General features: G+C 41.5%; 19 protein-coding genes and 2 tRNA genes. 7 read left to right on the top strand and 14 right to left on the bottom strand.

The genetic code is table 11. The features are described 5' to 3' along the window. Window positions 1-7 precede the first annotated feature (7 nt). On the top strand, window positions 8-442 hold the full coding sequence (locus tag UYC_RS0106495; RefSeq protein WP_016879310.1) for an acyl-CoA thioesterase: 435 nt from the start codon (window positions 8-10) through the stop codon (window positions 440-442). 105 nt (window positions 443-547) lie between these two features. Continuing rightward, entirely contained in the window at window positions 548-790 is a 243-nt protein-coding gene (locus UYC_RS35370; protein WP_026087406.1) for a hypothetical protein, read from the top strand. Between the two features lie 254 nt (window positions 791-1,044). Here UYC_RS35370 and UYC_RS0106485 read toward each other — a convergent pair whose 3' ends face one another. Both UYC_RS0106485 and UYC_RS0106480 read right to left on the bottom strand, forming a co-directional pair. Continuing rightward, entirely contained in the window at window positions 1,045-1,842 is a 798-nt protein-coding gene (locus UYC_RS0106485; protein ID WP_016873973.1) for a TrmH family RNA methyltransferase, read from the bottom strand. Between the two features lie 82 nt (window positions 1,843-1,924). Next, a tRNA-Leu gene (locus UYC_RS0106480) sits at window positions 1,925-2,006 on the bottom strand. 449 nt (window positions 2,007-2,455) lie between these two features. Between UYC_RS0106480 and murA the strand changes: the two genes are divergently transcribed. The 4 genes from murA to UYC_RS0106460 all read left to right on the top strand — a co-directional run bounded on the left by murA (window position 2,456) and on the right by UYC_RS0106460 (window position 7,255). Continuing rightward, window positions 2,456-3,856, top strand: a complete 1,401-nt coding sequence (murA, locus tag UYC_RS0106475; protein WP_016873974.1) for a UDP-N-acetylglucosamine 1-carboxyvinyltransferase — start codon at window positions 2,456-2,458, stop codon at window positions 3,854-3,856. A gap of 241 nt (window positions 3,857-4,097) precedes the next feature. Next, entirely contained in the window at window positions 4,098-4,976 is an 879-nt protein-coding gene (locus tag UYC_RS0106470; protein WP_016873975.1) for a M48 family metallopeptidase, read from the top strand. Window positions 4,977-5,006: 30 nt separating this feature from the next. Next, window positions 5,007-5,089: transfer RNA gene (locus UYC_RS0106465), tRNA-Leu, on the top strand. A 339-nt stretch (window positions 5,090-5,428) separates the two neighbouring features. Beyond that, window positions 5,429-7,255 (top strand): PmeII family type II restriction endonuclease, encoded by a 1,827-nt coding sequence (locus UYC_RS0106460; RefSeq protein WP_016873976.1) that lies wholly within the window; start codon window positions 5,429-5,431, stop codon window positions 7,253-7,255. Between the two features lie 167 nt (window positions 7,256-7,422). Here the strand turns inward: UYC_RS0106460 and UYC_RS0106455 are convergent, their stop codons facing one another. The 7 genes from UYC_RS0106455 to UYC_RS0106420 form a co-directional block, all read right to left on the bottom strand. Further along, window positions 7,423-7,764, bottom strand: a complete 342-nt coding sequence (locus UYC_RS0106455; protein ID WP_016873977.1) for a hypothetical protein — start codon at window positions 7,762-7,764, stop codon at window positions 7,423-7,425. A 152-nt stretch (window positions 7,765-7,916) separates the two neighbouring features. After that, the gene (locus UYC_RS0106450) at window positions 7,917-8,105 is read right to left on the bottom strand and encodes a hypothetical protein (RefSeq protein ID WP_016873978.1); all 189 of its coding nucleotides are present in this window, start codon (window positions 8,103-8,105) and stop codon (window positions 7,917-7,919) included. Window positions 8,106-8,111: 6 nt separating this feature from the next. Next, window positions 8,112-9,353 (bottom strand): hypothetical protein, encoded by a 1,242-nt coding sequence (locus UYC_RS0106445; RefSeq protein WP_016873979.1) that lies wholly within the window; start codon window positions 9,351-9,353, stop codon window positions 8,112-8,114. 406 nt (window positions 9,354-9,759) lie between these two features. Next, window positions 9,760-10,083, bottom strand: coding sequence for a hypothetical protein (locus UYC_RS0106440; RefSeq protein WP_016873980.1), 324 nt, complete (start codon window positions 10,081-10,083; stop codon window positions 9,760-9,762). Between the two features lie 82 nt (window positions 10,084-10,165). Further along, entirely contained in the window at window positions 10,166-10,651 is a 486-nt protein-coding gene (locus UYC_RS0106435; RefSeq protein ID WP_016873981.1) for an ABA4-like family protein, read from the bottom strand. A 348-nt stretch (window positions 10,652-10,999) separates the two neighbouring features. Next, window positions 11,000-12,040 carry a cobalamin biosynthesis protein CobW gene (cobW, locus tag UYC_RS0106425; protein ID WP_016873983.1) on the bottom strand — a complete coding sequence of 347 codons (1,041 nt, stop codon included), beginning with the start codon at window positions 12,038-12,040 and terminating at the stop codon, window positions 11,000-11,002. Window positions 12,041-12,345: 305 nt separating this feature from the next. Further along, window positions 12,346-13,059, bottom strand: coding sequence for a biliverdin-producing heme oxygenase (locus tag UYC_RS0106420; protein WP_016873984.1), 714 nt, complete (start codon window positions 13,057-13,059; stop codon window positions 12,346-12,348). A 556-nt stretch (window positions 13,060-13,615) separates the two neighbouring features. On the opposite strand from UYC_RS0106420, the gene glmM reads away from it, so the two are divergent. Then, window positions 13,616-15,085, top strand: a complete 1,470-nt coding sequence (gene glmM, locus UYC_RS0106415) for a phosphoglucosamine mutase (protein ID WP_016873985.1) — start codon at window positions 13,616-13,618, stop codon at window positions 15,083-15,085. A gap of 74 nt (window positions 15,086-15,159) precedes the next feature. On the opposite strand, the gene UYC_RS0106410 is transcribed toward glmM, so the two are convergent. The 5 genes from UYC_RS0106410 to UYC_RS0106395 form a co-directional block, all read right to left on the bottom strand. Next, entirely contained in the window at window positions 15,160-15,948 is a 789-nt protein-coding gene (locus tag UYC_RS0106410; RefSeq protein ID WP_016873986.1) for an ABC transporter permease, read from the bottom strand. Beyond that, a complete protein-coding gene (locus UYC_RS0106405; protein WP_016873987.1) occupies window positions 15,949-16,935 on the bottom strand; it encodes an ABC transporter ATP-binding protein in 987 nt (328 codons plus the stop codon). Between the two features lie 247 nt (window positions 16,936-17,182). After that, entirely contained in the window at window positions 17,183-18,829 is a 1,647-nt protein-coding gene (locus tag UYC_RS0106400) for an ABC1 kinase family protein (RefSeq protein ID WP_016873988.1), read from the bottom strand. 50 nt (window positions 18,830-18,879) lie between these two features. Continuing rightward, a complete protein-coding gene (gene yidD, locus UYC_RS36415) occupies window positions 18,880-19,170 on the bottom strand; it encodes a membrane protein insertion efficiency factor YidD (RefSeq protein ID WP_071588431.1) in 291 nt (96 codons plus the stop codon). 150 nt (window positions 19,171-19,320) lie between these two features. Further along, window positions 19,321-20,385 carry a mannose-1-phosphate guanylyltransferase gene (locus tag UYC_RS0106395; RefSeq protein WP_016873989.1) on the bottom strand — a complete coding sequence of 355 codons (1,065 nt, stop codon included), beginning with the start codon at window positions 20,383-20,385 and terminating at the stop codon, window positions 19,321-19,323. Window positions 20,386-20,453: the final 68 nt, after the last annotated feature.

Raw genomic sequence — 20,453 nt, 5'->3', positions numbered from 1 at the left:
TCAATCTATGCAAAAATTCCAAACTTTACTCCGGGTTCGACATTATGAGATGGATACTCTCGGACACGTCAACAACGCAGTTTACCAAAATTACCTAGAACAAGCTGCAATTGAACACTCAGAACACTTGGGCGTTACTTTCGATGTTTACCGACAATTGGGAGGTGCATTTGTGATGCGGCGGGTAGAAATTGACTATCTGCGCCCATCTGTAGCAGGTGACACCTTGGAAGTTACCACCTGGTTACAGCAAATGCGCGGTACTCGTGCAGTACGACGCTACGAAATTCGCAAACAAAACCAAGAAGATTTATTAGTCACAGCAGAGGCTCTATGGGTATGGGTAGACGTTAAGTCCATGCGCCCGCGCCCAATTCCCAGTCTGTTGCTAGATAAATTTATGCAAGTGCAAGACTCAGATGTAATTACTAGTTATATGTAAATTTTATACAGATTGAACCTGTTAAATGTACAATTGGCAAGATATAAATTTATAGAAACTGTTGCTCATCTTTTGCAAATCAATTTAAATTTTAAAATCAAAGCTATGGAACAAAGTCAGCATGAACAGCGCCAAGCCGCTGCTAAAGATTTTCAGCAGTCCCTTGGCGAACTGCAACACATATTGCAAGAAAATTCAGCAGAGGAAGAAATACCAAAATTGCCAGATGATAATATTAATGATGAACAATTTGCTGATCGTACCTCGGTAATTGATTTAGCAGCTTGGGAAGACGCGGTTGCTGATATTGAGCAATATTTACAAGAGAAGGAAAAAGCTGATAGTTAGTAGTCATTTGTCATTGGTCATTAGTCATTGGTAGGGGAGGCAGCGCGTTGCGGAGGTTCCCTCCGTTGTAGCGACTGCCGTGCGGGTTTATTTAGATATTTCGTCATCCTAGAGAGATTGTTGTTAAAACCCGCCCTTACAGTAGTTAGTGGTTATTCTGCCCCTCTGCTCACGCCAGGTGCTACAACTTTGGGAACCAAAGCAACGCACTGGCTCCCCTGCCCCCTTGTCCCCTAGCCCCTAGCCCCTAGCCCCTAATCCCTAATCTCTGTTCCCTCTCTTTGCTGCCGTTGTGCCTCATACAACATTAGTGCAGCGGCGATCGCTACATTCAATGACTCTACCCCAGGGCTGAGGGGTATTTTTACTTGTAAATCTGCCATCGCCGCTAATTCTGCTGACAACCCAGCACCTTCATTTCCCAATAAAATTAGACTTGGTTTACGCCAGTCTACTTCCCAGTAAGTTAAAGTTGCGCTGGGCAAAGTTGCGATCGCTTGCATTCCCCCTTGCTTGGCTTGCTGTACAGTTGCTTTTAAATCCGGAGTAACTGCCATTGGCAGGCGAAACCACTGTCCGGCTGTGGCACGCAATACTTTAGGATTATCTAAATCAACACTATCTTCACTCAGCCACAATCCAGATGCACCAGCCGCTGCTGCTGTGCGAATCATAGTACCCAAGTTACCCGGATCTTGAACTGTTTCTAAAGCCAGTACCAAACCACTAAACAATACTTGAGGAAAGCGATCGCTCCGTTTTGCCGTTGCTACTATCCCATCTGGATGTACTGTGGTAGCGATCGCAGCCATTACCTCCTCGCTCACAACTTCTGTGCGATCGCATCTTTCCTGAGCTTCTTGCCACAGCTGGGGATGGGCTGTTTGCCATTGTGGAGTACAACACGCTACAACCAACGGATAATTCACCGCACAAGCTTCTTGCAATAAATGCGTACCCTCTAACAAAAACAACTGCTGTTTGTGCCGTTCTTTTGCAGAATGGAGTTTTCTAATTTGTTTAACTAAAGGATTCTGTAAACTAGTTAACATTCAAAAAATTATGAATGACAAATGCTAAATTATGAATTACAAAGACTTTTCATAATTCATAATTTATACGTCATAATTCAGATGCGGAACCCGGGACTTGAACCCGGAAGCCTTGCGGCACTAGAACCTGAATCTAGCGCGTCTGCCAATTCCGCCAGTTCCGCTAGCGGGTCTTTTTATTGACCGTTTTTTATTGTCGCTTAATTTTTTAATGACGTCAAGTCATAATTCCATGTTTGTCCATTAAAGAACTCACAAGAACATATATAGTTGGAATTCAGAATCTGGTATATGGGATTGGGTACTAGGGAAGATTGCAAAATTTGGGGGGCTTTATTGCCTCTTCCATAATTTTTCGCTTTTGTTCCTAAGTCCCTAGTCACGAATCCCTAGTCTCCTTTACTGAGTATTGACTTTTGCTAGAGCCAGATCTAGTGTCAAAACCTGTCCTTATATAAAAAATCTATGTATATCAGGGCTTTTACCTGGTAGCAGCCTCTCTATGATCTGAAAAAACAGTATGGCGCTTACAGATGTAATGCAATAATGTAGACAAATTAAATCTTTACTGTAGAATCGAAACCAACTTAAATTTTGTAAATTTTATAGTTTTTTGGAGGAGCGGCTTATTAATTCTTCTAATGGCTTATCAGATGCCAAGTTATCACCTGTTGCAGACTCCTCAGTCTTGCAAATCTGGGGTGGGCATCATTTGCAAGGTCATGTAAAAATTAGCGGGGCAAAAAATTCAGCACTAGTAATTATGGCTGGAGCGTTGCTCTGTTCGGGAGACTGCCGCATCCGTAACGTACCTTTATTGGTAGATGTAGAGCGGATGGGTCAAGTTTTATCAGCTTTAGGTGTCCGCTTGCAGCGAAATGGGGACATTTTAGACATTAATGCTAGCGACTTTACATCATCCAAGGCCCCCTACGAACTAGTTACTCAATTGCGGGCGAGCTTTTTTGCGATCGGCCCAATTTTGGCACGTCTAGGAGTAGCACAGATGCCGCTACCAGGTGGTTGTGCCATTGGAGCAAGACCAGTGGATCTTCATGTCCGGGGATTGCAAGCAATGGGAGCTGAGGTGCAAATTGAGCATGGTATTTGTAATGCTTACATACCTGGAAACAGTCGCAGGCTCAAGGGAGCAAAAATTTATCTAGATATTCCTAGTGTAGGAGCCACAGAAACATTGATGATGGCAGCTACCCTAGCAGAAGGGGAAACAATTATCGAAAATGCAGCCCGCGAGCCAGAAGTAGTCGATTTAGCAAATTTCTGTATAGCGATGGGCGCGAAAATTTACGGTGCTGGAACGAGTAAAATTTCCATCGTCGGTGTGCCCAAACTACACTCTACTGAATACAGTATTATTCCCGATCGCATTGAGGCAGGAACATTTTTAGTAGCAGCAGCCATTACCCGCTCAGAAATCACTCTTTCGCAAGTAGCACCAGATGCTTTGCTCCCAGTGATTGCCAAATTGGGAGATATAGGCGTTTCCGTGGTTGAAGAATCACCTAACTGCTTGCGAGTTCTGCCAGCCGAAAGACTGTTAGCAACAGATATTGAAACCATGCCTCATCCAGGCTTCCCCACTGATATGCAAGCGCCGTTTATGGCTTTGTTATCTATTGCAGAAGGTGACAGTCTCATTAACGAAACTGTTTTTGAGAACCGCTTACGCCATGCCTCTGAGTTGAATCGCTTGGGAGCAGATATTCGTGTCAAGGGTAATACTGCCATTGTCCGAGGAGTACCAATTTTGTCTGGTGCGCCTGTCATTGGCACTGACTTGCGAGCAGCAGCAGCTCTAGTAGTAGCTGGTTTGGCAGCAAATGGCAAAACGACTATTCAAGGACTGCGTTATTTGGATCGCGGCTACGATCGCCTAGATTTAAAATTGCAACAGTTGGGAGCAAAAATCAAGCGCACGTCCATTCCTGTCGCACAAACAGAAGTCTCGCCCACTGCTGTTAACCCCGAACCATCAATTACTCCTAAAAGGTAGACAAGCAAAAGAAACCAAGTAGGAGCGGGTTTTGCTGATGATATGAACGGTTAAAACCGATAATTTATCTTCTAAACCCGCCCCCGCAGAATTTGGTGGTTAGTTGTTAATTTTTGTTTTGCTATTAATTATTAACCATTAACGACTAACAATCTTCTTTCATTTGTTCTAGTTATACTAGCTTTGTAGGGTTGATTTGATGACCAAACCTACAATACCGTCGTTTCCAACTGGCCTTGTCATGTTCTCCTCCAAAATTCCGCTGATTGGTCTAAAAGCAGACTCGTTTCGTCATCCCTTAGACTTAGAAGCAACCAAAGCGCTTAAGCAGATCCCTGGCATAGACACAATCGTCCGGAGTTTGTTGGGGCCTGTGGCGGAGCAGGTTTTTTATGTAGAAAATATTGCATCTAGTATTTTAGTGGGTGAAAAGCAACTACCCCATTTACATAAGCTGTTATTGGAAGCCTGCCAAATATTAGATATGGAGCCGCCCCAACTATATATAAGACAGCATCCGGCTCCCAATGCCTATACTTTTGCCATGCGGGGTAAGCAGCCTTTTATTGTGGTGCATACTTCCCTAATTGATATGCTCACACCAGAGGAAACTCAAGCGGTAATTGCGCACGAATTGGGACATCTTAAGTGTGACCACAGTGTTTACTTAACACCAGTAAATATATTGATACTAGCAGCGGCAACTTTGCCTAATATTGGTGCATTTGTTGCTCAAGCCCTACAGGCACAATTGTTGGAATGGGTACGCTGTGCAGAGTTTACTTGCGATCGCGCTGCATTGTTAGCAACCCAAAACCCCAAAGCAGTCATGTCGGTGTTGATGAAGCTTACTGGTGGCTCACCTACCCTCGCACCCCAACTGAACTTAGATGCCTTTATTGCCCAAGCTCGTGCTTACGATGACATCAGCAAGAGCGAATTAGGAGAAATGGTCAAAGCTGCCCGCACAGCCCAGTTAACTCATCCAGTTCCAGTGCTACGAGCGCGAGAAATCGACCGATGGGCAAGCAGCAAAGAATATGAAAACTTGTTGTTGCAAAAACAAAAAATGGATTATAATAGTGAAGTTGCAAATAAGGGCGGGTGGCGAAACTGGTAAAGACACCACAATTAAAATGCGCTCTTAAATGCGGGTGTGGCGAAATGGTAGACGCAGTAGACTCAAAATCTACCGGGATTAAACCCATGTCAGTTCGACTCTGACCACCCGCATCACTCGAAATCTGACTCGCTTGAAACCACAGGAGTTCGATTCTTCTCCTGACCATCGAGAAAATGATATTTGCGGTTACTTGTAAAAACGAATTAGTTTTGATAGATAAATAAAAAGCTATATTCTACAAGGTAAGTCCCTATGAAAAGGGTTTAGTAGATGAGCAAGAGCTGCAAATCCCACAACTTTTTTTGATAAGTAGGCTATTTAAATTTAAGCTAAATATTGATAGATATAGCTTGTTTACTGATTCTCAGCTTTTGCAAGTACTAAAATATAGAATTATTACTTATATGCTTGAAGTTATACTACTAATTGGCATAGGAAAGTCTTGATAGATGGTAGAAGCAAAGTTGAATAGTAGTGTACTTACTGAAATAAATGAAATAGTTGTTCAGGATGTGGGTTTACTAGACACAGATACCCCACAAAATTGGAATAATAAAATAATTATTGGTGACTGTTTAGATGTACTAAGGAGAATACCCTCTGAGACTATTAATTTAGTTATTACTTCACCTCCATATGCAGATAGTCGTAAAAAAACATATGGTGGAATTAGTCCAGATGAGTATGTTAATTGGTTTGTTCCGATTGCTTGCGAACTCAGAAGAGTTCTTAAAGAAGATGGTTCTTTTATTCTCAATATTAAAGAAAAAGTTGTTAACGGAGAAAGACATCCGTATGTTTTGCATTTGATTTTAGAGATGCAAAAACAAGGTTGGTTATGGACTGAGGAATATATTTGGCATAAAAAAAATTGTTACCCTGGAAAATGGTCTAATCGTTTTCGTGATGCTTGGGAACGTTGTATACAGTTTAACAAGCAGAAAAAATTCAAAATGTATCAAGAGAGAGTTATGGTTCCTATGGGTGATTGGGCTAAGTCTCGTCTTAGGAACTTAAGTGATACAGATAGAATACGTGATAATTCCAAAGTTGAAAGTGGTTTTGGTAAGAACATATCAAATTGGTTAGACCGTAAGATGGCTTATCCAACTAATGTTCTGCATTTAGCAACCGAGTGTGGTAACAAAAATCATAGTGCAGCTTTTCCTAAATCTCTCCCTTCTTGGTTTATTAAATTGTTTACTGAACCTGGAGATATAGTACTTGACCCTTTTTTTGGTTCTGGCACATCAGGTATGGCAGCAAAGGAATTAGGTAGAAATTATATTGGTATTGAAATTAAAGAAGAATACGCTAGGTTAGCAGCTTTTAATATTGAGCGGACAAAGACTAATGTGCAACTTTTAGAGCCAGTTCTAGAGGATGAAACACCTAGCCAGAATAATGCCAATATGACAAACTCAAATTATCAGCTTTATTATGATTATCTTGTTAGGAATGTTCTTACTCCTTTTTATGATGAGAGATTTAAGAGTTTAAGAGAGCTTAAGCTTAAAGATGTTCTTAGACGTAAAAACCCTTATTTGTTCAAAGCTAAGAATATTGAGCTTGCTGGAGATTTCGTAAAAAGTATAGTTGATGCCTATCTATCCTCTCAAGAAGAAACCATTTTTGGAAATTTGCTAGAGGGTTTTGCTATACATATATCTTCAAGTTTATATAATGGCTTTAAGTCTAAATTGAAAAGCATAGACTTAGAATTTGAACGTGATAACGTATATTACATTGTAGGCATTAAATCTGGAACTAACTGGGGTAACTCTGACCAGATTAACAAGATGAAGGATAATTTTAAGAAAGCAAAAGAAATTTTACGTGAGCGAGGAGTTACAGGTGACATTATTGCTGTCAATGGTTGTATGTATGGTAAAGACCAGAAACCTTTGAAGGATGATAAAGAACCAGATAAGATTTACTACAAATATGCTGGTCAGGCTTTCTGGAGCTTTATTTCAGGAGATGAAAATCTGTATCAAGAAATAATTGTGCCAATTGATGAGGAGGCGAAAAAGAAAGACGAGCAATTCAAAGCTACATATGCTGCAAAAGTCAATGAGATGACAGCGGAATTCACTCGTTACTTTATGAAAAATTACCAAATTGACTGGGTTAAGCTGGTTGATTATGTATCCAAGAGAGAGGAAATTGTTTTAGAACCACAATCAGAGCAGTTGTCTCTGTTTTTGGAAGATACATCTGATGTGGAAGAGCCTTTAGACTTAGCAGATGCCTTAGATACTGAAGAATATTCATAACATAAAATTATATATAGCTGTGAAAATTTCTAATCAACAATTTTGCTAACCAGTGACAGATTTAATTTTTTAATTTTGGTACTAAGAAAGAGCGATCGCCTGTTGTAGTGAAGATTGAACAACTAGGGCGATCGCTCAAGAGACTAATAAAACTAAATTATTCGTTCTTAGGCAGAGATCCGTTGAACATTTCCTGGGTGAATTTCACAGACAAGTTCATTGAAAGAAGTAATGGGAGCTTTAGCAAATAAAGGACTCATCTTGTTTAAAATTTTTTGATAAGCTTCGCTGTTATTTGCTTCCATATCACCCATATTTTCCCAAAAAATTACAGCAATACCTTTATCAGTACCCGGTTCTTGGAGCAAGTATGCTTTTTGGAAACCTGTGGTATACATTGAAACCGCTTGTTCAAAAAGTTGTTTGGCTTCTTCAAATTTACCTGGTTTAAATTCTCCTACAGCAACATAAGCATATTGATGTTTGAGACAATCGTGGAAATCTGACATTTTTTCTCCTTGACAAAAGGTGCTTAATAGAGTTTGGTGATTCTCGAAAATTTAGTTGTTTTAGATTTGCACTTCAGTTGCAGTGTAAATGTTACTTGAAAATACTTTGACGTTTTTAATTTTTAATTTTTAATTACCGAAACAACCTCCGATCAAATACTTCTGTTTTCAACCTTTTCAATCAATTGTTCAGCCATTTCAATTGCCAGCACAATCAAATCTTGCTCTTGCACTCCTTTACCCATATCATCAGAAGTCTGGGCGTAAATATGAGGATTGGCAAGCATTCCAGCTAGTAACTGCGTGGCAATTTGTTTGATTTCAGTCGTTTTTGCATCCATTTATAACTACCTTAACGCACTAGCAAAGCTAGGTTTTGTGACTGCTTTAGCAAAGTTGGTTTCTTGATAAATCTCTGCCTTCAGAGGCTTGTAGATCAGTTCATACCAAACATGACCTACCCGTGCATCAAATCCCAACCGTTGACCGCGCATGAATAGGTGTAAACATTTGACATATTTGCCTGGTAATAACTGCCAGCAGAAATGACTTTTATTTCCCTCGTATGGGTGTGTTACCGAGTCTATGTGTACGTTTGTTGCCAAACCATAAGCCGGATAGGGGGGTGCGGTGGAAACAACAGCAAACCAATCAGGCACGGGGAATACGGGTTCAACATCTTCTGTAGAACCCATGTTCATATGAGCAAAGTACCGAACAGCAAAACTAAGATTGACTATTTCTGACTCATCTGCAATCTTGTCTTCTTCGCTCTTTGGCTTGCCTTTGATAAATAGTTCTTCTATCAAATAGTCTGCCTCGGCATAAAGGCTGATTGTTCGGTAAAGTTCGCATACCAGATGACGGTTCTTGCCTGTAACAGGATCTGCACCAATATAATCAAAGGGTTCGGAGGCAATAGTAATGCTAGCTCGTACAGAACCACTGGATTGGGATATGAGTCGATAAGAATGATTAAATAGGCAAACCTCATAGTAAGGTGATTTAGGATGGGGAGGCCCTGGTAACAGGATTTCAGCTACCTGCATACAACGCTTTTCTGGATCTTGTCCTAACCATTCACCTCTTGCCGCTGGAAATGGATCGAGAAGTTCCTGATGGTCAAGCTGTATGCTTGTTGCTGAACCACTAAACCAGTTTCGCTCATTGTCCTCTGGTGCGGGTATTAAATTAAACCAAACAATTAGGCGGTTATTTACTAGCCTGACTCCACGTGCTTCTCCTGTAGAACCGTAGATGACTTCTGTTGAAGGTTCACCTAGTTCTGGAGGCATAGGCTCACCTCGATCTAATCTAACGAAGGCTGAGGCAAGGGTTTCGTCTTCTGAACCGGGTGGTATTGGCTTTGATAGAGAGAAAATCAGAACATCGCGGCTGGGATCTTCGGGATCGATGTGATCGACTTGAGCTTTGAGGGGTGTCTGGGAAAGATCGCGCAAGTCACTTAATACTAGCTCTTCTGGTGAAATTTGAAATTCTTGGGCGATCGCTCGCCAGGGTAAAGACACATAACCCCCTCGCCAATAATTCGAGGGATTGAAAATAGCCAATAAATTAATGGATGGCATAAATCTGCCCTCCTGATAATTTCTAGGAATTGATATGTGATTACTATGTTGTGACTGCAAACTTTATCAGTCTAACATTTAATCAAATTTACTTCTTTTTTGAGATTAAGAATAAAATTTGAGGAAGTTGTGAGGAAATAAACAAATATTTGCAAATAATTACCTCATGACACATTTATTATTGTTAAATTTTAAATAAACTAAAAACACAAAAAACACAAATCCCCGACTTATCTAAGAAATCGGGGATTTTACAGAGCATATTTTACGTTTAGTTTGATGTTCTACTTAATTAAAAAAAGCTAAGTTAATATCTTTGAATTACAAGATTAAGTAGAAAAACAAACTTTAACACACTCCTAGCACAAACAGCGATGATTTATGCGGAGAATATCAATAAAATTGATTAATTTGAGTGATTTTTAGGTGAAGTAATTAATTTGGGTCGATAGATACCTGCCTGTCTCTCTTGTAGTTCTGCTGCCTTGGCTTTCTTTTTCAATTTTTTTTGCTGCTTGTCCATCGACTCTGGTGGATCGTTAAAATAGTTACGATACGCGAGTTTATCCTCATCGGATAGCGAGCAAAACATTTGCCTCAACTCACCGTTGAAACCGATAGGATAGTGTAACTTTAACAACCTTCTAAAGTGTAAATATCCTGCCCAATTTCTTGAGCCAACCATAAGTTTCATTGCCTGCAATAACTCTTCTTTGGTTGGTTGATGCATAGTATGTAAATCGAGAAATTGAAATAGTTATTCTGTGGGATTAGCGACCTAAGGTTGATTTTGAGAGCGCTGACACTCAAGGTTAACTTGCATCTGATGTAGATGACACTATTTTTGGTGCAACCTCCTCTGTTTCACTTCCAGAACTCAGAAACAATTTCTTAGCAATCCAGTAAGTAAAGATGTGAGAGAGTAATCCTAAAGGGCCAGCAAATAAACATAGTGCCAAGGAGTGGATTGTCCAAACTCCTGTTTTTTGTCCTTGCAAATAAATGTAGCGCCCAACAAACAAATCCATCACCAAAAAATGAATCCAACCTGTAGCAGCAGCTTTCTCATCGGCAAAAAATCTAGCAATATCTGCTAATTGCGGATTTGATAGAGCTTGAGCATTTTCTGGGGTAACACTGCTAATGAATAAATACAGATATGCAGCAGCTAAAAGCACAAAAGGAATATAGGATTCCATTACCCGCTGAGTAACTTTCCATTTAGGCAGGAAAATCATCAACGCCCAAAACGGTAAAACGTAAACATTGGCAATGTTGAACAGTTGAGTGATGTTCATAGGAGATGGGGAGAGGGGGAGACAAAGGGACAAGGGGACAAGGAGAGGGGGAGAGTGGGAGATGGGGAAGCCCTTGAAGCTGGGGAAGTTGGGGAGAGAACTACCAACCACTAACCACTGTACGGGGGGGTTTAGAAGATAAATGATCAGTTTGAACGGCAAGATTATCAACAAAACCCGCACGGCAGTCGCTACAACGGAGGAGCCACTGCGGTGGACGGGTTTCCCGGCATAAAGCATGTGGCGTGGAGCCGGAGACGTTTCCGTTAGCTCCTCTTAACCTCCAAGGGCGCGCTGCCTCCCCTACTAACCACTAACCACTAAATAAATGACCAATGACTAAATAGCTTATAATGCCACAAGCTGCGATTCAATCTCAGACGAATTTAGTTCTCTGCCAATAAAAACTAAACGGGTTTGCCTTATCTCCTGGGGTTGCCAAGGGCGATCGTAAAATTGTTCAAAGCGACTTCCCACCCCTTGCATCACTAAACGCATGGGTTTATTAGGTACAGCAACAAAGCCTTTAATTCGGTAAATTTCTTGTTGTTTTACAAGTGTTTGTAACTTTTGTTGCAGCTTTTGGGGATCAAAGTCCCGATTTAAAATTAGATGAGTTGATACAATTTCGTCATCGTGCTCGTGCTCCTCTTCAGTATCATGATGACTGGGACGAGTATCTAAATTGTCTTCAACTGCGGCTTGGAATCCTAACAATATGGATGGATCGAGTTGACCTTCACAACTCTCTACAATCTTTACAACTCTGGGTAACTCTTGTTTAACTAACTCCTCAACTTTTGCTTTTGTTTCTCCATCCACCAAGTCAGTTTTATTTAAAATTACTAAATCTGCACAGGCAAGTTGATCTTCAAACAGTTCTTGTAAAGGTGTTTCATGCTCTAAACTATCATCTGCTTGCCTTTGTGCCTCTACCGCCTCTGGATCGTCGGCAAATGTTCCTGCTGCTACTGCTGCACAATCTACCACTGTAATTACAGCATCAACCGTAGCACCAGAACGAATTTCTGGCCAGCGAAAAGCCGTTACTAGTGGTTTTGGCAAGGCTAAACCAGAGGTTTCAATTAAAATGCAGTCAATACTATCTCGCCGCTTGAGTAACTGTTGCATCGTAGGTAAAAATTCCTCCTGTACAGTACAGCACAAGCAGCCATTGGTTAATTCAAATATGTTATCTATACCATCACCATCTTCTGGGCAAATTTGACACGATTTCAACAATTCTCCATCTATGCCAAGTTCGCCAAATTCGTTAACTAAAACAGCTATACGACGTCCTTGATTATTTTGTAGTAGGTGGCGAATTAGAGTAGTTTTACCACTACCTAAAAACCCGGTAATAACGGTGACAGGAATTTTTGCAACCATTGTTTAATTAAAATTTTGCACAAAAGCCATGAATTGAGCCTTTTTGCATTTTGCCCCATAGTGAGTAGATTGGGAATCAGCACTTACGCACAAAGTAAAGTTGACTCGTAGAGGTTGGGTAAAAGCGCTCCTCCTCATATGAGTGAATCATTGTAATTCCTCTATAGCCATAAACCTCTTGTCAAAACTTAAACAAAACTAAGACTGTAGGGGCAACATCCCTAAGAAAGCCCTGTTTGAGGAGGACAATCCCAGGGGCGCTGCCCCTACAATTTAGAAAATATTGGCTGATATTATTTTTTGGTTTACTCGGCAGTAGCCAATTCTGTGCTGCCACGTGTACGACGGCGAGTCAGGGTGTTGAACAACATTTGTCCGATCGCCTTAATCAAGTTGCCTTCTAATTCCTGGAACATTTTCATGTTCATGCCAAAGGCGGCGTTAGCTTCATCGACAATGCGATCGCTTGTAGCATCATCAATGGGCAGTTCATCTAAAGCCTGACGATATTTGTTTTTGAATGCTTTTTCGTCAGAAATGTCTTCAAATTCATAGAAGGCGGTTCCATCACCACTTAGGTTCATTGCAGTTTGGGCAATGCCTTTGAGAATTTGCCCGCCAGACAAGTCGCCAAGATAGCGGGTGTAAGAATGAGCAATCAATAATTCTGGTTCTTTTTCAGAAACTTCCCGAATGCGTTGTACGTATGCTTCTCCGGCGGGCGATAGTTGAATTTGTTCCCGCCAGTTGCCACCGTAGTAATAGCTAAGGTCTTTTTCTAAACTGCGCTGTCTGTATAGTTCTCGAAAATTAATTTTAGAAACTAGAGGATGATTTTTGTGCTTTTCCATCTCCTCTTCCATGACGGAATACACAAAGTAAAGGTTGGCAACGAGCTTGCGGTAGGAGTTTTTCTCTACTACTCCTTTTAAAAAGCACTTGACAAAACCAACGTTTTCTGCCATCGTGTGGGCTTTTTTAGTGCCGACACGCAATTTGGTTGCTAAATTGCTGCTCATGCTAAATTTCTCAACTTTAAAAAGTCAACTGCCGGAGTATTGATTTACTAACGGCTACAAAAGCCACTAAAACGTTACAGTAGAGCTATTTGATGAGAAATTTTATTAAATATTTTTAAGCTACTAAGTTTTGGAGAGTTTGCAAACGTAACTCTATCACTGATACAGAGCCATATTTCCATAACTTAAAGTTTTGTTATGACGGGCTAAATTTTATTTACATCGGGAATTGGGTACTGGGTATTGGGTAAAGGGGACAAGGAGAGGATATGCCTGGAGGCGGCAGCCCACAAACCGTCGTTACTAGGTTCAATCTGGTAACAAGAACCACTAGAGCCTCTGGCTCTCTCAATCAAATTGCAAGATATCAACATCCCAAAGACTGTCCCCAGTCCCTTTTAAGAGCACTATTCCTTAAAAAAGCTTTACTTTAATCAATTTTAGGCAAAGAAAAACTAATAGGACTATGGTGCGTGATAAAACCTACCCATAGAGAATTGTTGAATAAGTTTTAAAGTGTTATTCTCCTGTGTGTCTGTGTGGAGTGTTTTAACGTATGGTCTCATCTATAATTCGGCCTCAAGGCTTTGGTGGAAATTCTGCTTCTGAACCAGACGGATTACACCAAGCGATCGCAAGCAATTTAGCACTAAATAATATTTCATTACCAACAACTCCCTTGTTTGGCACAGACGGTATTCGCGGACGAGTTGGAGAATTACTAAGTGCACCTCTAGCATTGCAAGTTGGTTTTTGGGCGGGGGTTGTATTGCAAGCTAATGCTTCCCAAATCGGCCCAGTTATTGTCGGACAGGATTCTAGAAATTCTAGTGATATGCTGGCAATGGCCTTAAGTGCAGGCTTAACAGCAGCAGGTTTGGAAGTTTGGTATTTGGGCTTATGCCCGACTCCTTGCGTTGCTTATCTTACCAGTATTAGTGATGCGATCGGTGGAGTGATGATTTCTGCTAGCCACAATCCACCGGAAGACAACGGCATTAAGATTTTTGGTGCTGATGGTTTGAAGTTATCGCAAGTATTACAGGCAGAAATTGAAGCCGGTTTGCGGGGTACAGCATCGCCTAATATTAGCTTGCGCAATTGTGGCAGGCATTACTCGCGTCCAGAGCTAGTAGAACGTTATGCTGAAGCTTTAAAACATCCTTTACACGCTGTCAATCTTCAAGGTATGAAGATTGTCTTAGATTTGGCGTGGGGGGCAGCTGTTGGGTTAGCACCATCGGTATTCGAGTCACTAGGCGCAGAAGTTATTTGCTTGCATAACCAAGCAGATGGCGATCGCATTAATGTTAATTGTGGTTCTACTCACTTAGATATTGTGCAAGCGGCAGTTAGCGAACACAATGCTCACTTAGGTTTTGCCTTTGATGGCGATGCTGATCGCGTTTTGGCAGTAGATCATAGCGGACGGCAAGTAAATGGTGATTATATCCTTTACTTATGGGGACGTTACCTACAACAAAAACAAGAACTACCAGACAATCTCATTGTTTCCACAGTCATGGCTAACTTAGGCTTTGAAAGAGCCTGGGAAAAAATTGGTGGTAGACTAATTCGTACAGCAGTAGGCGATCAATACGTCCAAGCAGAAATGCACTCCAGAGGAGGAATGCTGGGTGGAGAACAATCCGGTCATATTCTGTGTCGGCATTATGGTATTACTGGAGATGGTTTGCTTACAGCTTTGCATTTAGCAACTTTAGTACAGCAAGCTAATGTTCCCCTTTCAGAAATGGTGGATCGAAGCTTTCAAACATATCCTCAGCTATTGCGGAACGTGCGTGTAGAAGACCGTAGCAAGCGTTTAGGATGGAAAGAATGCCAACCTCTACAAGAAGCGATCGCTCGTGCTGAGGTGGAAATGGGCAACGCAGGCAGGATATTAGTTCGCGCTTCTGGCACCGAACCAGTCATCCGAGTCATGGTAGAAGCAGAAGCAGCTGAACTCGCCAACCACTGGACAAATGAACTTGTGCTGCAAGTTCAGCAACATCTAGCAGCTTGAGAAGGCAGGAGGCAGGAGACAGAAGGATTGTAATTTACCTCTTGTCCCCTTGTCCCCTGTCCCCTTGTCCTCTTCTACGCTCCCATTCCCGAATACTGCTTTAATCCTTGCCGCCATAGCCAGCGATTCAAAATCAAAAATAATAAAATCCAACCTAATGTTGCTAAAAATCCCCTTGTCATATCTACAGGTAGCCCCACCAAAATACTCGCAGGAAAATCAATTAAATAGGGAAAAGGTGTGAAAAGTACTACTGTCCTTACTGGTTCAGGGAAAACATCTAAAGGGGCAATCATCCCAGACAAAAACAAATAAAACAAAAACCAAAAATTTTCTATGGCGCTAGCTCTTTCTGTCCAAAAAGCAAATAGAGCAAACGTATACTGAATTACAAAGCGTAAGATAAAAGCCAATACCCCTGCCAAGAGAAACAAACAAATTTCTCCTAAACTCGGTATCCAAAAAGCTTGAGGATACAGTATAAAAAATAATCCAATTAACAGAAACGTAAAAGGTATACGAGCGCCTCTTTCACCTAGATGAGATGCAACATGATGCCAGACTGGATCGAGCGGTTGTAATAATCGATTAGAAAGCTTGCCTTCTATTACTTCCTTTTCAACATCCCAAATTGCCCAAACAACTGTTAATTGCCTAACTAGAAAAACTGCTAGAAAGTAACGGGCAAAATCTACAGGTGTTAAACCAAAATTTCCACCTTGTGCCGCCTGCGTCCAAACTCCCATTAATATAATTGGCAAAGAACCAGACAAAACCCATAAAATTAGTTCTGCCCGATACTCCACCATGTAAGCATAGTAAACAGAAAGTAATGTCAAAGCTGTTCTAAAGATGCGCTTCATTTAACCACTAACCACTCCCTCTAAAAATACTCGCCCAATCACCTCTTCTACTGGCGGTTCAGTCACTTTTAAATCAGTTACCTCTAACTCAACTAAAATTCGCGATACTGTACGTGTTAATTCTTCTTGCTGCACCATAAAACACACCATTCGCCCATCTAGCTTTTGCACATCACCATAAAGCATGAGTTTTTCTTTGGGCAGAGAATGAGCTAACTCCACATGAACTTCTCGATATGGTGCAAACCTTTCTAGTAATCCATCCAAACTACCGTCATACATCAAATTGCCCCGATGAATTAACAGTACTCGTTCGCATAAAGCTGTGATATCAGCCATATAATGACTAGTTAATAACACCGTTGCCTGATAGCGCTGATTGTATTCGCGTAAGAAATCACGCACTCCTACTTGGGCATTGACATCCAATCCTAAAGTGGGTTCATCTAAAAACAACACTTTGGGATGGTGCAACAGTGCTGCCAAAAGTTCTGCTTTCATCCGTTCACCCAAAGATAGCTTCCGTACAGGCTGGGAAAGCTTGCCTTCTAAGGACAGCATCTCAGTTAATTCCCCCACCCGCTGACGGAACTCACGCTCCGAGATATTGTACACAGCAGCGTTAATTCTCAGAGAATCCATTGCTGGCAAGTCCCAAAGTAACTGCTGTTTTTGCCCCATAACTAAGGTAATCTTTTGCAAAAAACCTTCTTGACGACGGAAGGGAACATAACCAGCTACTCTGACTTTGCCACTAGAAGGATGAATCAATCCCGTCAGCATTTTGAGTGTAGTAGTTTTACCTGCACCATTTGGCCCTAAAAAGCCTACTACTTCACCAGCTCCAATTTCAAAGGAAACATCCTGAACCGCTTTAATTTCGCGATAGGTGCGACGAAAAAAGTGGGTAATTGTCCCAATTATGCCCGGTTCTTTAACAGCAACAGGATAAACTTTGCTCAAATTTTGAGCTTCGATAATCGGCATATATTTTTTTAGTAGATAGTAGGGGAGGCAGCGCGCCCTTGCGGGTTAAGCGCGTCGAGTGCGACTGCCGTGCGGGTTTTGTTGATTAACTTTTGGTTCAAACCGATAACTTATCTTCTAAACCCGCCCGTACAGTAGTTGGTAGGAGCGGCTGTTGTTGATTATCTTTCGGTTAAAAAGTTATTTACCACTAACCACTAACAAATGACTAATGACCAATGACTATTGACTAACCATTAACCATTTTTTAACGTAAACGACCCGATCGCAGAATACTGATAATCAACCACAATCCCAATAAACTAGCAGTAGCAAATAACACGTTGCTTAAAAAAGATAGTTGGGCTGTACGTGCATTACTAGAAATAATTGCTGCCCCCATAATCAGTGAACCTACTAAGATGCTAAAAGACAGGCGATTGGCGGCATCGTCTGCTGTACGGCGCAATCCATCTAATCCGCGTAAAGATAAATTCCACTGTAGTGTTTCTGATGTAACTCTATCTAAAAGCAATTCAATATGTCGGGGAGATTGTAAAGACAAACTTTTAAGATCCAATGCTGTTCTCAGGAGCGATCGCACGGGAGCTTCTCCAACTAATTGGCGTCGGAATAAGTCTGTAAGCAATGGCTGAACTTCATCTATGAAGTTAACCTCTGGGTTGAATAACCGCGCTACTCCCTCTAAATTAGCCAGAGTCTTAGCATACAAGCCCATGTTGCTAGGCAAGCGAATTTTATTATTTCGGGCAACTTGCAGCAGCTCGTAAATAATCTGGCTGAAATTCAATTGAGACAGGCTTAAATTGTAATACTTGCGTAGCATCCGGTCATAGTCATTTTCCAGGCGAGACAGAATTACTGGTTGAGCAGAGTCAGACAACTGCAAAGTTAACTGAGCACAGCGTTGGGCATCTAAATCAACAATTGCCAGTAACATCTCTGTCAATATCCGTTGCGTGCGCGGATCGAGCCGTCCCATCATGCCACAATCAAGTAAAGCAACCCGTCCATCTTTGAGATAAAACAAATTCCCTGGATGTGGATCGGCATGAAAGAAGCCGTCTATATAAAGCTGCTGGAAAAAAGCACGGAATAACAAGGTGGTAATTCTTTGGCGTTCGACGGCAGGACTTTTACCGTTTTGGTGATCATCAAGATTAGCTGACAATAGCGGTACACCATCCAACCATTCCATCACCATCAATTTAGGGGTAGTCACATCCCAGTAAATTTCTGCAACTACTACCTGATTGGGATCAAACCAACGACCTTGAGATAAATTGCGTCGTAATTGCTCGGTATAACTAGCTTCTCGTGTAAAATCTAACTCAGCTTCTAGTGCTTTGGTAAATTCTTCAGCAATAGATTTGATTTCGTAGGTTTGCCCAAATTCAGTACGTGCCACTAAATCAGCAATACCTTGAATTAAAGCAATATCTTGGTTAACAATGATATCAATTCCCGGACGTTGAACCTTAAGCGCCACTTCCCGTCCATCTTTGAGTGTAGCTCGGTGTGTCTGAGCAATTGAGCCAGCTGCTACCGGCACGGGATTTATGGTAGCAAAAGTTTCCTCTAAAGGCTGTTTTAGTTGTTTGCGGATGACAACTTCGATTTCTGACCAAGCAACAGGTGGTACTTCGTCTTGCAGCGTTGACAGTTCCTCGATGTAGGACGCACTCAGTAAGTCTGGACGGGTAGACATTAGCTGGCCAAGCTTAACATAAACAGGCCCCAAATCTACCAAGATATTTTTCAAAACCGCAGGTGTGGGCAATTGAGGCTCATCAGGTTTGCCGCCAGTGAGCAACCTTCGCATATAATCCCAGCCATTGCGGAATAAAACTTCGATGATTTCTCGTTGACGGGGAACAGTTTGGGTGAGGAACATAATTTTAACGAACTGCCATTAGATGCAGGAAACGCGAAAAAACAAATTGATTAAACAGGTATGCAACAAGGGATGACAATACATCCGCCACCAGAGTTTCTGGTTGTGAGAATTGTGCTGGCATGAGCGCAATCCTTAAATCTTTGTAAAGATGATTGTACGGCTTCTACTAAACTTTGCTCACTCAGCATTCTTTTAACGTATTGCGAGCAGGAATCCCCACCGTGTAACAGGCGATGAGGGCAAGAAAATCCTTTGTGCGGAGAAATATAATGTTGATAGGTAGTAATAGAGTTTATTGCTGTTTTCTTGGCAAGAGGCTCTAAGTAGGTAATTTCCATAATTAGGAGACAAAATATCCAACACTCAATTTATATCGGAAAATTTGTCTTTTCAGCCTCTGTCAAGGGTTAGGGGCTAGAGGTTAGAGGCTAGGGGCTAGTAGAAGAAATATTATTTCCCTAGTCCCCAGTCCCTAGTCCCTAGCCTCTTCATAGCAGTTCTGTAAATCGGGGATCGCTTTGGAGAGTTTTGAGGATTTGTTTGATTTCTTGGGTGCGGTCTTTTTTTACAATCAAAGTTACATTGCGATCGCGCACAATTACCACATCTTCTAAGCCGATAGTAACAACCACATCGTTGGGATTGTTGTTATAAATAATTGCGCCTTGTGTGTCTAAACCCACATGAGTACCCAATTCCACGTTTGGTGTATCTTCTTTTTTCAGCAAACGCTCGATCGCATTCCAGTCACCTAAATCATCCCAACCAAATTCCACCGGAATTACATATGCTAGACCTGTCTTTTCCATGAGGGCATAGTCTATACTCATCTTAGGGAGCTGGGGATAAATATCAGAACCATGTTTTTCCAACGGTTCAATAATATCCGGAGCGTGGGTATGCAGTTCCTTGAGAACAACACCTGCCCGAAAGATAAACATCCCGCTATTCCAGCTAAAACGTCCCGTAGAGAGAAATTTTTCTGCCGTTTGACGGTCAGGCTTTTCAGTAAAGCGGTTAACGTGATAAGCTGGCAAGTCATTAAAGCAACCAATTTTTTCGCCTTGTTCTATATAGCCGTAACCAGTTGATGGAAAGGCAGGTTTGATCCCCAATGTGACAATAGCTGCTGTGTTTGCCGCTAGTTGAGTTGCTGCATTTAACGTGTTGGCAAAAGCTTCTTGGTTAGCAATCCAGTGATCAGCGGGGAAAAAGCCAATAATAGCGTCATCTCCGTAACGCTTTTTGATTTCTAAGCTTGTCCAAGCAACAGCAGCGGCGGTGTCTCGTCCTTGTAACTCAATTAGTAAGTTATCGGGTGGGAGTTGAGGCAGTTGTTCTTTGACTCCTTGAGCTATCTGACTAGAAGTTATTACCCACAAGTTTTCCCAATCGCCTGCAAGTGGTAGCAGCCGATCAGCGGTTACTTGTAGGAGACTTCTACCACTACCATCTAAATCTAAAAATTGCTTAGGACGGTTTTGGCGACTTAAAGGCCAAAAACGCTCACCTTTTCCACCAGCAAGAATTACAGGGAACAATGGTCTAGTCATGTTGTCATGGAAAATTCAAGAACATTACAAGTTTACAGTGGTGTTTTTAACTAGCAATATTTGTAGCT

The organism is Chlorogloeopsis fritschii PCC 6912 (assembly GCF_000317285.1).
Taxonomy (GTDB): Bacteria; Cyanobacteriota; Cyanobacteriia; order Cyanobacteriales; family Nostocaceae; genus Chlorogloeopsis; species Chlorogloeopsis fritschii.
Note: the sequence above shows the minus strand (reverse complement) of the source record. Positions and strands in the feature narration are given on the sequence as shown.

Excerpts from the sequence above, each read along its gene's own strand:
- UYC_RS0106495 (WP_016879310.1), top strand. The coding sequence starts at position 8 with ATGCAAAAATTCCAAACTTTACTCCGGGTTCGACATTATGAGATGGAT.
- UYC_RS35370 (WP_026087406.1), top strand. The coding sequence starts at position 548 with ATGGAACAAAGTCAGCATGAACAGCGCCAAGCCGCTGCTAAAGATTTT.
- UYC_RS0106485 (WP_016873973.1), bottom strand. The coding sequence starts at position 1,842 with ATGTTAACTAGTTTACAGAATCCTTTAGTTAAACAAATTAGAAAACTC.
- UYC_RS0106470 (WP_016873975.1), top strand. The coding sequence starts at position 4,098 with ATGTTCTCCTCCAAAATTCCGCTGATTGGTCTAAAAGCAGACTCGTTT.
- UYC_RS0106460 (WP_016873976.1), top strand. The coding sequence starts at position 5,429 with ATGGTAGAAGCAAAGTTGAATAGTAGTGTACTTACTGAAATAAATGAA.
- UYC_RS0106455 (WP_016873977.1), bottom strand. The coding sequence starts at position 7,764 with ATGTCAGATTTCCACGATTGTCTCAAACATCAATATGCTTATGTTGCT.
- UYC_RS0106450 (WP_016873978.1), bottom strand. The coding sequence starts at position 8,105 with ATGGATGCAAAAACGACTGAAATCAAACAAATTGCCACGCAGTTACTA.
- UYC_RS0106445 (WP_016873979.1), bottom strand. The coding sequence starts at position 9,353 with ATGCCATCCATTAATTTATTGGCTATTTTCAATCCCTCGAATTATTGG.
- UYC_RS0106440 (WP_016873980.1), bottom strand. The coding sequence starts at position 10,083 with ATGCATCAACCAACCAAAGAAGAGTTATTGCAGGCAATGAAACTTATG.
- UYC_RS0106435 (WP_016873981.1), bottom strand. The coding sequence starts at position 10,651 with ATGAACATCACTCAACTGTTCAACATTGCCAATGTTTACGTTTTACCG.
- cobW (WP_016873983.1), bottom strand. The coding sequence starts at position 12,040 with ATGGTTGCAAAAATTCCTGTCACCGTTATTACCGGGTTTTTAGGTAGT.
- UYC_RS0106420 (WP_016873984.1), bottom strand. The coding sequence starts at position 13,059 with ATGAGCAGCAATTTAGCAACCAAATTGCGTGTCGGCACTAAAAAAGCC.
- glmM (WP_016873985.1), top strand. The coding sequence starts at position 13,616 with ATGGTCTCATCTATAATTCGGCCTCAAGGCTTTGGTGGAAATTCTGCT.
- UYC_RS0106410 (WP_016873986.1), bottom strand. The coding sequence starts at position 15,948 with ATGAAGCGCATCTTTAGAACAGCTTTGACATTACTTTCTGTTTACTAT.
- UYC_RS0106405 (WP_016873987.1), bottom strand. The coding sequence starts at position 16,935 with ATGCCGATTATCGAAGCTCAAAATTTGAGCAAAGTTTATCCTGTTGCT.
- UYC_RS0106400 (WP_016873988.1), bottom strand. The coding sequence starts at position 18,829 with ATGTTCCTCACCCAAACTGTTCCCCGTCAACGAGAAATCATCGAAGTT.
- yidD (WP_071588431.1), bottom strand. The coding sequence starts at position 19,170 with ATGGAAATTACCTACTTAGAGCCTCTTGCCAAGAAAACAGCAATAAAC.
- UYC_RS0106395 (WP_016873989.1), bottom strand. The coding sequence starts at position 20,385 with ATGACTAGACCATTGTTCCCTGTAATTCTTGCTGGTGGAAAAGGTGAG.